Below are 12,927 nucleotides of genomic sequence, written 5' to 3' on the forward strand. Positions count from 1 at the left end.
CTCAGGCGGCTTCGAGGACGCGCGACACGGCGGCGGCGTAGCGCGTCCACGTCTGCGACTGGGCGCGCAGGTGGGCCCGGCCGGCGGAGGTGAGCTTGTAGAACTTCGCGCGGCGGTTGTTCTCGGACAGGCCCCACTCGGCCTCGAGCAGGCCGCGCTTCTCCAGCCGGTGCAGCGCGGGGTAGAGCGCGCCTTCCTCCACCTTGAGCACCTGGCCGCTGCGCTCGTTGATGGACTCCGCCACCGCGTAGCCGTGCCGCGCGCCCCACGACAGGCTCTTCAGGATGAGCACGTCCAGCGTGCCCTGCACCAGCTCCAGCGACGTGTCCGACATTCGCCCGGCTCTCCCCTCAACGTTTTAGGGGAGAGTGCCCGCGACTCCCCTAAGGTGTCAAGGGGAGGGCCTTCGCTTCGGAGAGCAGCCAGGCTTTGAAGGCGGCCACGTCCCGTCGTCCCGAAAGGGGGCGGGGATGGACGAGCCAGTAGCTGAAGTCGTTGGGAAGGGCCTTCGCGAAGGGCTGGACGAGGCGCCCGGCCTTCAAGTCGTCCGAGGCGAGCATGAGCCGCCCGAGGGCCACGCCCTGTCCCTGGCGCGCGGCCTGGAGCACGAGCCCGGCATCGTTGAACGCGGGGCCCGCCTCGGCGTCCACGCCTTCGACTCCGGCGAAGTCCAGCCAGCGCCGCCAGCCGTCCTTCGGGGTGTCGTGGAGGAGCCGCGCCTTCTTCAAGTCGGAGGGTGAGCGAAGCTTCTTCGCGAGCGCGGGAGTGCACACGGGGCTGAGTGCTTCCTGTGCGAGCTGCTCCGCCTTGAGGCCCGTCCAGCGGCCCAGGCCGGAGCGGATGCCGATGTCGAAGCGGTCGTCGAGGAAGTCCCACAGCTCGGCTGAGCTGTTGAGGTGGAGCTCGATGTCCGGATGCAACTGCCGGAAGCCCTCCAGGCGAGGGAGCAGCCAGCACGAGGCGAACGCGGGCAGCACGGTGATGCGCAGTGGCCCCTGCTCGCGCTCGTACAGGCGGGCGGTGGCCTCGGACATGCGGTCGAAGACGGGCGTCAGCTCGCGGAGGTACGCCGCCCCCTTCGCGGTGAGCCGCAGCTCGTGGCCGCGGCGCTCGAACAGGGAGACGCCGAGCCAGTCCTCGAGCTGGCGCACCTGATGGCTGATGGCGGCCTGGGTGACGCCCAGCTCGGTGGCGGCGCGGGTGAAGCTCAGGTGTCTCGCCCCGGCCTCGAAGGCGCGGAGGGCGCCGAGCGGTGGAATGCGGCGCATGCTCGATGAACTCCCTTTATCGAGCGCGCGAGGATAGCTCGCTGGGGACTCGCCTCGAAACGGTGTTTGTCGTGCGGAGCAAGAGCGCGACGGATGCGCGAGGGAGCACGGCGATGATTACGGCGGAAGTCTGGTGGTTGTTCGTGGGCTACACGGTGCCCATGGTGTTCAGTCCCGGGCCCGGCAACACGGTGCTCGCCACCGCGGGCGGGCGCTTCGGCGTCCGGGGCTCGCTGCTCTTCTGGTTGGGTTTCGAGATGGCCAACGTCGCGCTCTGTGCCCTGTATGGGTTCGGCCTGGGGCGCGTGCTGCACGACGTCCCGTGGCTGCACCCGGCGCTGAAGTGGGGTGGGGTGGTGTACCTGCTGTATCTCGCGTGGGGCTTCTTCCGCTCGTCCGCCGCGCCCGGTGCGGCACGTGAAGAGCCGGCGCGCCTCGGGTATGGGGAGGGCTTCCTGGTGGTCGCGCTCAACCCGAAGATCCACTCGATGATTGTCGTGATGTTCTCCCAGTTCCTCGACCCGGCCCGAGCGATGTTCACGCAGACGGCGCAGCTCACGCTGGCCTTCCTCGTCGTCTGCGTGGTGTGTCATTTCCCGTGGATCTACGGAGGGAAGCTCATCCTGGGGCGCTTCCGCTCCGAGCGCGCCATGCGCATCCAGGGCTGGACGTTCGGCCTGTGCATGCTCGCCGTCGCCGGCTACGTGGCGTTCCTGGCTCCGGCGTGAAGGGACGCTGGCTGTTCGCGCGCGGTCGTCCACACAGGCAGGAGCGCGGCGGACACCGCTGTCACCACGTCCGCCAGTGCCTCGGGCCGTCCCTCCGGTTGGCTGGCCCGGTAGCGCGCCCACTTCTCGTTGCTCCAGGGGCTCCGGCCGAACTCGCCCGCCATCAGTCGCTCCATCAACTCCACCGAGTCTCCCCGTGACTCGAATGCGAGTCGCAGCGCACGTGGCAGCAGCTCCATTTCCATCGGCGCGTACCGGGTGAGCAGGTACACGTCGAACAAATCCTTGGGGCGGAAGCGGCCCTTCCCGCGCTCGAACAGGCCGTGCATCTTCCACGCGAGCAGCGTCTCCGGCCGGCAGGCCAGCACCCGCGCGGCGCCGCCCTCGCCAACGTCGTACTCCGTCCACGCGGGCCCCGGCTCCATCGGGTCGCCGAAGCCCGTGTCGATGCGCAGCTCGAATGCGCCGTCCACGCCGGGCAGCCGCGTCTCCACGAAGACGCGCACGCCTGGGAACCGCGTCTCCGCCCAGATGACCTCGGACCGCAGCGCGCCGAAGGAGAACCCGTCCCCCACGTCGACACGGAGGACCGACTCCAGCCTTCGCAACGTGTCCGCTGCGTCGAAGGGGAACCGCGCGAGGAAGTCCAGGTCCTCCACCGGCCGGGGTACCGGCCCACTCCATAGGCGCATCATGAGCCCGCCCCGCAGGACGAGTGCCTCCACCTCGGAGGACCGCGCGAGGCGGCGCAACACCGCCGCCCCCGCGCGCAGTGGCAACGCATGGGCACTCACGTCGCATCCTCCAGCCAGCCACGGTCCAACCCGTGGTTCGAGTCGTACACCGTCCACTCGCGCAGCCGCTGTGTCAGCGTCAGCCCCGTCCCCGCCAGGTCCTCCAGCAGCGCAGTGAAGCGCGCGTCCGCATTCGTCCGGCCCAGCCCGTAGACCCGGAGCGTGACGAAGCGCTCGGACGCGCCGTCCTCGCGCACCTTGCGCGCATTGCGAGACAGGTGCGCGCCGTGTTTCTCGCACCGCGCCCGCAGCGCCTCCACGCCCGAGTCACCCGAGGGCACCAGTGCCTTCACGTGGAACTCGAAGTAGTTCGCCGGCTGGGCCCGAGCCGTCGCGTCGTCCTCGGGAATGTCCCGGTTCTTCCCCAGCGCCTCCAGCTTCAGGCGCGTGATGTCGAAGCCCTCCGCCGCGAGTGCGCGGGCCATGGCCTGCACCTCCTCGCGCGCCTGACGGAGCGTGCCGTGGTGGTACGAGGCCGTCATGGGCTGGAAGATCTCCGCGCCCCGGCCGAGCTCGATGAAGATGCACTTCACCGACGCCGCGTCGCAGAACGCGCGGAAGCGCTGGAGGTCCTCCTCCGAGCGCGCGGAGACGGTGATGTGCGCCTCATAGGCACCACCCTGGGACTGTGCCCGCAGCCGGTCCGCCAGCTCCAGGTAGGGCCGGTGCCGCATGTTGAGGAAGAACTTGTTTCTCGGCATCTCCCCGAGCGTGCGCAGGAAGCCGTCCGGCACCCACGCGCGGTCCCACCCGTAGCCACCCTCGCCACGAGGCTCGGCCAGCAGCGTGCCCTCGATGGCGTCCTCGAAGAGGGCCACGCGCTCCGGATGGCCATCCTCCGTGTACGCCACCGCCACGCGCGTGCGGCCCCGGCGCCCACCGTGGGCCGCGAGGAATGCGCGCTCGCCCATCGCGAGCACCTGCTTCTTGAACCGCGCGCCTGTGAGCACGGGGCCGCCGTCCAGCTCCAGCGCCGTCGTCTCCACGAAGCAGGGCGCACCGAGCTCGCGGTATGCCGCCAGCACCTTGCGCTTCGCCAGCCCCGCCAGGTCGAGGGACTCCGCCTCGTCGAGCCCCGGCAGCGCGAGCTTCCGCCACGTGACGTCGAGGCCCGCGAGCAGCCGGGCCACCTCGTCGGCCTTGTATTGATTCCCGGTGACGAAGAACGCACGTGTCACGGCTGGCACTCCCTACGGCGAGGGCACCCCGCGCACGGAGCGCCGGTTTCACACGGCGGCCCGTCCCGTGTTCCCAGGCGGGAGCCTGCCATCCACCCTGTCCGGCCGTACATACCTGGACAGGGGGTCCACCCTGACAACGGCGCCCTCACGCCCCGAGGACCCGTTCATTCCTGCCCGGAGAGCGATCCATCAGCGCGCTCAGGTGACAAATGTCTGTCGACATCCTCCGTAGGGGCAGGCGCCACGCTCGAAGGAAGGGCTCGCTCGCCACGAGCCCCTTCACCCTGTTTTCGAGCACCCCATGAATCCATACCGATTGACCTTGCCGGCTCTGCTGGTCCTCTGCCTCGCGTGCAACGCCGTGGAGGAGCCCACTCCCTTCGCAGAGGCTGCCAGCGAGCAGGGGCTCACACCCGTCACCACCGTCAGCTGGCAGTTCGCCGAGTACCCTCGGCCCCAGGATGGCTACGTGTTGGCTTCGCTAGGGACGCAGGCCGTTCTCTTCAGCAACTCCGAGGGCATGTTCACCTGGGACGGTGCCGCGTGGAACCCACGGGTAGCGCAAGGGTGGCCGTCATCTCGCTCGGTCGGCCACATGGTGGCCCATGGCGCCGGCCTCCTCATGTTCGGCGGCTACGACTCGAGCTCGAATGCGTATGTCGACGAGACCTGGCAGTGGGATGGGACGGGCTGGACGCGGCTGCTCCCCGCGACCACCCCGCCGGCTCGCGCCGGACAGGGGATGACGGTCGTCGCGGGCAAGGTGGTGATGTATGGCGGCCACTCCGCCCAGGGCCGTCTCGACGATACCTGGACCTGGGATGGGGTGGACTGGACGCGCATCACCACCGCCACCAGCCCCGCCACGCCCTCGGTTTCCATGGTGACGGTGGGCGATTCGGCGCTCCTGCTCGGCTACGACTCCAGCGCCCCCTTCGCGGCGGAGACCTGGACCTTCGATGGCTCCGGCTGGACGAAGATCGCCACGCCGACCTCGCTGCCCGGGCTGTCACGCTACGAGCTGGCGACGCTCGGGGGCGTGCCGCTCGCCTACGATGGCACCAGCACCTGGCGGTGGTCGGGCGCCGACTGGGTGAAGGCCAGCCCGGTCGCGTCGCCGACGACGCGAAGCCCCGGCCCCATGGTCGCCGCGGGCCCGACGGTGCTCCTCTTCGGGGGCAGCGTCTCCGGGAGCACCACCTACGACACCTGGACCTTCGACGGAACGACGTGGACCGAGCGCTGGAAGATGCCGGTCTCGATGAAGGGCGCGTCGATGGCGACCCTGGGTGGCAAGGTCGTCCTCTTCCGCGACACCCAGACCTGGGAGTGGGATGGCAGGGCCTGGAGCCAGCGCACGCCGGCAACGGTGCCCCCGGCGCGGCAATACGCGGCCATGGCGACGCTGGGAAACAAGGTCGTGATGTACGGCGGTGGGAGCGACACCCGGACCTGGCTCTGGGATGGCAACAACTGGACGGGATTGACCACCGCCCACACGCCCGGGGCGAGGAAGTACGTCGGAATGGCGCCGCTCGGCGGCCGTCTGGTCCTCTTCGGGGGACTCGACCTGTCCCAGCTCTCGCTGGCGGACACCTGGCAGTTCGATGGGGTCGACTGGAAGCAACTGGCGCCCACGAATCGCCCTGGCTCGCGCGGCGGCTACGGAATGGCCACCGTCGCCGGGAGCGTGCTGCTCTTTGGAGGCGCGTACACCGATGGGGCCAATCCGTCGAACACCTACTACTACTCGGATTTGTGGATCTGGAACGGGACCAACTGGCTTCCGGGAGCCCGAGGTCCCGGCGCTCGCTATGCCCCCATCATGGCGGAGCTCGACGGCAAGGCGGTGCTCAACGGTGGTCGCAGCAGTCCCTCGTCGAGCGGAGTCTTCCTGAGTGACACCTGGCTCTATGACCCCGTGACGGGGTGGTCCCAGCCGCAGACGACCCGCACGCCGCCGGGTCTCCATGAGGCCGCCGCCGCCACGCTCGGTCACACCGTCGTGAAGTGGGGTGGCGGCAGAGACTACTACTACGGGATTGGAGGCACGTGGACGCTCAACGCCTTCATGGCGGAGGGCTCCAATTGCTCCGTCTCTGCTCAATGTGAGACGGGCTGGTGCGTGGATGGCGTGTGTTGCCAGACGGCGTGCAGTGGGACGTGCGAGTCCTGCAACCTGCCCGGCACGGAGGGGCTCTGCACGACGGTTCCCGCTGGCGAGCCCAGACCCGGGACGTGCGCGAGCTGCAACGGCGATGGCGGATGTGACATGCCCTGGCCGGAGGACGCCGGAAGTGGAGTGGCCGATGCGGGTCCCGTCGATGGTGGAAATGACGCCGGAGCGAATGATGGCGGGACTGTTGGGAGCGATGCCGGGCCGCCGCCAGGAATTGATGCGGGGGCCGTCGCGGACGGTGGCAGTGGCCCGGGCAAGCCGGGTGGCTCCAGTTGCCTCACCGGCCTTACGGGAGGGAATGCGTGGCTCGTCATGCTCGCCACGTGTCTGGGCATGGGGGCCCGTCGACGCCGCCGGGACTGACGACACGGGACCTTCGAGCTCGCCACATCGGGGTCGTGCAGCAGCGCCGTCTCGTCCGGCTCTACGGCGAGGGCGCCCCTGGTTCGGGGCGCCAGTTCCACACGGCGGGCCGCCCCGTGTTCTCAGGGAGGAGGCTGCCGTCCACCTTGTCCGGCCGGACATACTTGGCGAGGAGCTCCACTCGGACACCCGTGCCTTCCCGCCGCTCCACCCGCCAGACGGCCCCCTCCACCGGGTCCACGGCCCCGTGGAAGCCGCCCGCCTGGAGCCGTGCCATCGCCGCGTCGATGCCCAGCGGCCCGCCCTCATGGAGCAGGCCCGGAGTCCTGAAGCCCCCGGCCCCGATTCGCGCGGTGAGCTCGTGCCACGGCAGCCGTTCGCTATCGCGCATCAGGTCGAAGGCGACGAAGGGCTCGTGCGTCAGCGTGTAGCGGGTGCCGTGCGCCAGGGCCAGCCACTCGCCGACAAGTCGCTCTCCCGGCTGGAGCACGGCCAGGAAGCGCGCCGAGTTCGCGGCCACCCACGCGGCCCAGAGTCGGCGCGACTCGTTGGGGGACTGCGACGCCAGGCGCCCCTCGCGGCCCAGTGCCAGCAGCGAGTCCCCCACGCGCGCCGCGGCCACACACGAGCCGTCGAGCTTCTCCAGCACGACGACATGGTCTCTCGCGTCCCGGGTGCGCTCGGTGCACACCCGCGCAAGCACGGAAGAGAGGTGGCGATCCGCCGGCCCGGTGCGCGAGCCAGGGAGGTGGGGAATGGAGCCATAGGCCTTGCGGCCAAGGGGGCGGAAGTCCGGGGTGGGGTGCGGTAACACCGGAGGAAGGGTAGCACTGGACCGCGTGTCGCCGGCCCGATGTGTCACCTGCGTGATTCAGGCGCTCGCGACATCCAGGTGACACCTGCACGAAGCCGTGACCGTCTCGTTTGCATCAAGGTCCTTGCGGCGCGGCACGTGAATCGTCAGATCCGCCGCTCCCCCCAACGAGGACCCACTCATGTCACGGTTGCGCTCCCTGCTGCTGTTCCTCTCGCTGGCCACCGCTTGCGGAGGCGACCCGTCCGCCTTTGTCTCCGAGGCCCCACTTGGCGAGCGCGAGGACGCCGTCTCGATTCCGTCCCGGGGCTTCGCCAGCACGCTGGATGTCGGCTGCTGGAACCTGGAGTACTTCGGCTCCACGTCCCACGGTCCCAGCGACGAGACGCTCCAGCTCCAGAACGCGCGGGACGTCATCCTCGGTGCCGACCTGGACGTCTGGGGCGTGGAGGAAATCGTCAGCGCCGCGCAGTTCAACAGTCTGGTCTCCCAGCTCCCCGGCTACGCGGGGCTGCTCGGCAGTGACTCCAGCGTGGTGGGCGGCAGCACGTACTACACGCCGGGCGAGCAGAAGGTGGGGCTCCTCTACAAGCCGGCGGTCGCCTCCGTGTTGGGCGCGCGTGTCATCCTCACCGCGGATGCCACGTACTTCGGTGGCCGCCCGCCGCTCGAGGTGCGGATGCGGGTGGGCCTCAACGGGCACACCGAGGACATCGTGGTCATCGTCATGCACGCCAAGGCGCTGAGCGACGTGGACAGCTGGCAGCGGCGCGTGGACGGCTCGCAGGTGCTCAAGGCGTACCTGGACAGCACGTGGCCCACGGCGAAGGTGCTGGTCATCGGCGACTTCAACGACGACGTGGACGTGTCCATCTCTTCCAGCCGCGCGTCCCCGTACGAGAACTTCGTGCTCGACACGGCGGACTACTCCTTCCCGACCAAGGCGCTCTCGGACGCGAACCTCACGTCCACCGTGGGCTACAAGGCCGTCATCGACCACCACCTCGCGACGAATGAGCTGCGGGCGCTGCATGTGGCGGGCTCGGCCGAGGTGTACCGCGTGGACGCGTACATCCCGAGCTATGACACGACCACCACGGACCACTACCCGGTCCTCACGCGCTACACTTGGGGCAACGAGGGCGCGGCGCTGACCGTCATCTCACCCAACGGCGGAGAGAGCTGGGCGGGCGGCGGTGCGCGGACCATCACCTGGACCGCGACCCAGGTGCCGACGGTGAAGTTGGAGTACTCGCTTGATGACGGTGGTGCGTGGGCCTTGATTGGCACTGCATCGGGGGCTTCGGGCAGCTACACGTGGACGGTGCCGGACATCGCGGCCTCGCTGGCTCGCGTCCGGGTGAGTGACGCGGCGAACGGGTCGCTCGCGGACAGCAGCGATGGGGCGTTCACCATCACCTCCACCAACACCCCGGGCAACGTGGTGCTGCACGAGATTCTCGCCAATGAAATCGGCTCGGATGCTGGCACGGAGTTCGTCGAGTTGCTCAACACGGGAGGCTCCCTGGTGGACCTGAGCGGGTGGACGCTGTGGGACGCGACGGGCCTGCGGCACACCTTCGCCAGCGGCACCGTGCTGGGAGCGGGCAGGGCGCTCGTGGTGTTCGGCAAGACGGTGTCCATTCCGGCGGGTGTGAGCAACGCCGTGGGCGCCACCACGGGCGGACTCAGCCTCAACAACGGCGGAGACACCGTGACGCTCCAGAAGACGGGCGGCACGGTGGTGGATGCGTATACCTATGCCGCGTCACTCGCGGGACAGGACGGTGTGTCCATGAACCGCAATCCGGATGGCAGCGCGACGGGGAGCTTCGTGCTCCATACGAGCCTGTCCACTCTCAGTGCCTCTCCAGGCACGCGCGCGAACGGCTCTGCGTTCTAGCGCGCGCCTGTTTGCACCTCGCGGGCGGGCACGTTGTTGATGGTCCAGGCCCAATACGTCCTCGTCTGGTGGGCGTATGTCTTTGCTTCCTGGAGGACCTCCGACGACCCGTCCGGCACTCGCGTGTTCGCGTAGCCACCCGAGGTCTTCTTGCCGCCAGGGGCCGTGGGACCCCTCGCTGTCGGCGACGCAGACGCCGGCAGCGAGCTGCCGCGCGGTGTCTGGATGCGGCGAAGCTCCAAGTGCAGAAACATGAGGCTGGCGCCCACCTGGGTGCCCGTTCAGGTGCCAACTGCACGCCGCTTGTGCTCTAGAGAACATCGGGATTGAGCCTCACAAAAGAGGCCAGGCAGCGGTCGGGCGTTCACGATGCCCTTCCGATGACGACATCCCCTTCAAAGAAGGTGTTGAGCCAAGGTGCGCAGGTGACTTGTTTCAGCATTGGCTGGCTCCTTCCCAGACAGACGAATGCCTCTTGACGCCGCGCTCACGAAGAAAATGCACATGACAAAGTCCCCACACCCCAGGCGAAGCATGGTCCGCTCAACCCTGTTGTTGCTCCTGCTTTTCAACGTCAATGCCCATGCGCAAGCGCTGATCCATCCCTATGGCTCCTTTTGCGTGGGCCAGATGAACGTATTCTCCTTTACAGGGCCAGGAACCGTCACCTCCTGGTCCGTGAGCAGCGGTGCCACCCTCTTGTCGGGAGGAACACCCGGCGCCAGCCACATCCAGTTGAAATGGGACAGCCCGGCGTTCGGGGCCTATGTCAACGCCTACTACAACAACAACGGCTATAGCGGCGGCGTCACGTATTCGAATATCAATATCGCCGCGTCGGTGACGCCCTCGGTTTCCATTACAGCCAACCAGACCAACATCTGCCCTGGCGCTTCGGTCACCTTTACCGCGTCCCCCGTCAATGGCGGCAGCAGCCCGTATTACAGTTGGTATGTCAACGGCAGTTACGTGACCGGGGGCGCCAACATGAATACATACACTGCCAGTTCGCTGACCAACGGCCAGCAGGTTACTTGCGTGATGTCCAGCAATGCCCCCTGCCTCACGTCCACCAGCGCCACATCCAATGCCATTACGATAAACGTAATCGACACTTCGCAACCCCTCGCTGCAACCATCAGTGGCAATACGACCATCTGTCAGAGCACGGCGCCTTCTTTCTCCGCCGCCGTGTCGAATGCCACGGGCCCAATCACCTATCAATGGAAGAAGAACGGCGTCAATGTCAGTTCCTACGTCGCGGGGCCGCCCGCGTACGTGCTGGTACTGGCGCCCGGTTCCATCTCCACCGGAGACGTAATCACCTGCTCGGTCTCGAGCGCGTGTTCGGCTTCGGCCACTTCCAATTCACTGACGACGACGGTGACTCAGCCGCAGGCCTTTACGGTCAGTGTCGCCCCTTCTCAGATAAACATGGCGCCGGGAAGCACGGTGGTTTTTACGGCCAACTCCAACCTGCCGGCAACCAATTATCAGTGGTCCATGAACGGCAGCCCCGTTCCGGGCGCCACGGGTTCCACCTTCACCACGACTGCAACCTCCCGGGCCGCCTTGCGCTCGGTCGCCGTCAGCGCCACCACGACGGCAACCTGTGTTTCGAACACCACGGCCAGCGGGAACGCGTCGATCATTCCTTTCATGGTGTCGTCCGTCACCGGCAACAAGTCGGTGGCTCCAGGAGGAGTGGAGACCTACACCGTCAATTGGGACTGGAATAGCACCTTCGAAGCCAGTGCCGTCGTCAACTGGAGCGTCATCAATGGCACGATCTTGAGCTCCAACAAGCATACCGCGACCGTCCAGTGGAACAGTCCCTCGATGTTCCAGGATGCCGTGGGCTATCTTTCTGTAACGGAGGACTACGAAGGCCAGAATGCCGGCACTTCGGTGAACATCGTCAACAGGACTACCCAGGCCCCGGAATTCTGCGATGGCTTCCAGGGACCGCCAGCCATTTTTGTCGACTTCGGGGCCGGTGGTAATCCGGGGGCGCCACTGCCGGCTGGCACCAGTTCCTATACCTATCTCAATCACTGCGCGCTCAATCCCGGTGAGTACACCGTCGTCAACAGTACTGCCAACTGCCGTTCCAATTGGCTGGGCACACAGGACCACACGCCAAACGACGTGAACGGTTACATGCTCATGGTGGATGCCGACGACCGCCGTGGCGAATTCTACCGCACAACCGTGAACGGATTGAATAATGCCTTCCGCTATGAGTTCTCGGCTTGGGTGGGTAACCTCACGTCTATCGGAGATGACCCGGGACTTCGGTTCGAGGTCCATGATCTTCAAGGCAAACTGTTGGGCGCGAGCGCTGATATCACGGTGCCGTATTCCAGCCCATTGCAGTGGCACAAGATCGGATTCATGTTCGATCTTCCGAACGGTACGACCTCGGCGCAGGTTGTCATCGTCAATCGCCATAACAACAACAACGGAAACGATATGGTGATAGATGATATATCCTTTGCTCCCTGCTACACTCCGATTATCGCGTCTTTTTCACCCAATCCTACCATACAGCACAAGGCGCAGGTGTGTGCCAATGGCGGCACCAAGAACTTGTATAGCTGGTGGCCTACATCTTCCATCCCCTTCAGTGATCCTCGATTCAAATGGCAGAAGAGCGTGAATGGTGGCCCCTGGACCGATATCGCCGGCGCCACTGCGATGAACGCCCTGCAGACGGAGACGGCGCCAAGTGTCTATCAGTACCGCGTCATCGCCTATAGTCAGTCCAATCCGTCGCAGATGCTCACATCAAATGCGATTACCTATTATGTTTCGCAACTGGTGGTGGAGGCCAAGACCTATGATGTCTTCGCTTGTGAATCCACGCCCCAGACGTTGAATTCGAATGTATACATCAAATACCCAGATCCTGGTGGGCCTGTTCTGAATTATACCTACAACTGGTCTCCGGCCACCTATCTGAACAATACGCAGATTGCCAATCCAGTCATCTCGCTCCCCAGCCTGGCGCCACCTCCACTGACCGCTCCAGCGCCTCCGCCAGTGCTTTACACCTACACGCTGGCTGCCCAGAATACCAATTTCGGTTGCAGTGGTTCGGCAACGCAGACCGTTGCTCATTACAACCCCCGAAGGGTTGCCGTGCCGAATGCCTTTACTCCCAATGGCGATGGTCTGAACGACGTGTTCCGGCCGGTCAATATCTGGGATTACCCGGGCTCCGAGTTCTGGGTCTACAATCGCTGGGGCCAGGTGGTTTTCTATTCGCAGGGGCCCAACTACGATTGGAACGGCACCTATCAGAGCATTCCGCAGGGGAGTGGCGTGTTTGTCTGGAGAGTGGAGATGGCAATGTGCTCCGGAAATCTGCTGAACTCAGAAACAGGGGACAGCACACCGCATGGTAACGTCACGCTCATACGCTGATGCCATGTGTGCTGCCCGTGCGTGAGTTGAGCGCTCAGGCCACGTAGCGCTTCTGATGGTTGCCCGGAGTGAAGGCCTCCCGCCTCTCTCCGGGCCGCATCCAGTCGGCCCCCAGGTTGGGTTGAGATGTATGTCCAGCTCGTCCTCTTGGAAGATGGGCCCCTCGAGCCGGGCGTAGACCGCCCGGCAGTCACTTCAGTTGCCACGGTCGCCGCTGCCGCTCGAGCAGGGGGCGGCGCACCACGGGGCGGGCCGCTTCAGCGGCGGCTCT

Annotated in this window: 10 protein-coding genes; 4 read left to right on the forward strand and 6 right to left on the reverse strand. The window is 66.4% G+C overall.

Features of this window, described 5'->3' with window-relative positions; translation table 11 throughout:
* Window position 1 precedes the first annotated feature (1 nt).
* Together OV427_RS43490 and gcvA are read right to left on the reverse strand one after the other, a co-directional pair.
* Window positions 2-334 carry a PadR family transcriptional regulator gene (locus OV427_RS43490; protein WP_163992570.1) on the reverse strand — a complete coding sequence of 111 codons (333 nt, stop codon included), beginning with the start codon at window positions 332-334 and terminating at the stop codon, window positions 2-4.
* A 49-nt stretch (window positions 335-383) separates the two neighbouring features.
* On the reverse strand, window positions 384-1,268 hold the full coding sequence (gcvA, locus tag OV427_RS43495) for a transcriptional regulator GcvA (RefSeq protein ID WP_267862125.1): 885 nt from the start codon (window positions 1,266-1,268) through the stop codon (window positions 384-386).
* 71 nt (window positions 1,269-1,339) lie between these two features.
* Here gcvA and OV427_RS43500 point away from each other — a divergent pair, with 71 nt between their 5' ends.
* On the forward strand, window positions 1,340-1,996 hold the full coding sequence (locus OV427_RS43500; RefSeq protein ID WP_267862126.1) for a LysE family translocator: 657 nt from the start codon (window positions 1,340-1,342) through the stop codon (window positions 1,994-1,996).
* Here OV427_RS43500 and OV427_RS43505 read toward each other — a convergent pair.
* Both OV427_RS43505 and OV427_RS43510 read right to left on the reverse strand, forming a co-directional pair.
* Window positions 1,969-2,790 (reverse strand): nucleotidyl transferase AbiEii/AbiGii toxin family protein, encoded by an 822-nt coding sequence (locus tag OV427_RS43505; RefSeq protein WP_267862127.1) that lies wholly within the window; start codon window positions 2,788-2,790, stop codon window positions 1,969-1,971. The two genes, OV427_RS43500 and OV427_RS43505, sit on opposite strands and share 28 nt — an antisense overlap.
* On the reverse strand, window positions 2,787-3,968 hold the full coding sequence (locus tag OV427_RS43510; protein ID WP_267862128.1) for a non-canonical purine NTP pyrophosphatase: 1,182 nt from the start codon (window positions 3,966-3,968) through the stop codon (window positions 2,787-2,789). The genes OV427_RS43505 and OV427_RS43510 overlap by 4 nt, the downstream gene beginning before the upstream one ends.
* Window positions 3,969-4,287: 319 nt before the next feature.
* Here OV427_RS43510 and OV427_RS43515 point away from each other — a divergent pair, with 319 nt between their 5' ends.
* On the forward strand, window positions 4,288-6,513 hold the full coding sequence (locus OV427_RS43515) for a hypothetical protein (RefSeq protein WP_267862129.1): 2,226 nt from the start codon (window positions 4,288-4,290) through the stop codon (window positions 6,511-6,513).
* Window positions 6,514-6,574: 61 nt separating this feature from the next.
* Here OV427_RS43515 and OV427_RS43520 read toward each other — a convergent pair whose 3' ends face one another.
* Window positions 6,575-7,216 carry an RNA ligase family protein gene (locus OV427_RS43520; RefSeq protein ID WP_267862130.1) on the reverse strand — a complete coding sequence of 214 codons (642 nt, stop codon included), beginning with the start codon at window positions 7,214-7,216 and terminating at the stop codon, window positions 6,575-6,577.
* 292 nt (window positions 7,217-7,508) lie between these two features.
* Between OV427_RS43520 and OV427_RS43525 the strand changes: the two genes are divergently transcribed.
* Window positions 7,509-9,230 carry a lamin tail domain-containing protein gene (locus tag OV427_RS43525; protein WP_267862131.1) on the forward strand — a complete coding sequence of 574 codons (1,722 nt, stop codon included), beginning with the start codon at window positions 7,509-7,511 and terminating at the stop codon, window positions 9,228-9,230.
* On the opposite strand, the gene OV427_RS43530 is transcribed toward OV427_RS43525, so the two are convergent.
* On the reverse strand, window positions 9,227-9,484 hold the full coding sequence (locus OV427_RS43530; protein WP_267862132.1) for a hypothetical protein: 258 nt from the start codon (window positions 9,482-9,484) through the stop codon (window positions 9,227-9,229). The two genes, OV427_RS43525 and OV427_RS43530, sit on opposite strands and share 4 nt — an antisense overlap.
* Before the next feature lie 280 nt (window positions 9,485-9,764).
* On the opposite strand from OV427_RS43530, the gene OV427_RS43535 reads away from it, so the two are divergent.
* Complete coding sequence (locus OV427_RS43535; RefSeq protein WP_267862133.1) at window positions 9,765-12,656, forward strand: gliding motility-associated C-terminal domain-containing protein; 2,892 nt, start codon at window positions 9,765-9,767, stop codon at window positions 12,654-12,656.
* Window positions 12,657-12,927: the final 271 nt, after the last annotated feature.

The organism is Pyxidicoccus sp. MSG2, from assembly GCF_026626705.1.
Classification (GTDB): Bacteria; Myxococcota; Myxococcia; order Myxococcales; family Myxococcaceae; genus Myxococcus.

What these genes read in the sequence shown, in the direction of transcription:
- OV427_RS43530 (WP_267862132.1), bottom strand. Translation starts at nt 9,484, where the DNA reads ATGTTTCTGCACTTGGAGCTTCGCCGCATCCAGACACCGCGCGGCAGC.
- OV427_RS43525 (WP_267862131.1), top strand. Translation starts at nt 7,509, where the DNA reads ATGTCACGGTTGCGCTCCCTGCTGCTGTTCCTCTCGCTGGCCACCGCT.
- OV427_RS43490 (WP_163992570.1), bottom strand. Translation starts at nt 334, where the DNA reads ATGTCGGACACGTCGCTGGAGCTGGTGCAGGGCACGCTGGACGTGCTC.
- gcvA (WP_267862125.1), bottom strand. Translation starts at nt 1,268, where the DNA reads ATGCGCCGCATTCCACCGCTCGGCGCCCTCCGCGCCTTCGAGGCCGGG.
- OV427_RS43535 (WP_267862133.1), top strand. Translation starts at nt 9,765, where the DNA reads ATGGTCCGCTCAACCCTGTTGTTGCTCCTGCTTTTCAACGTCAATGCC.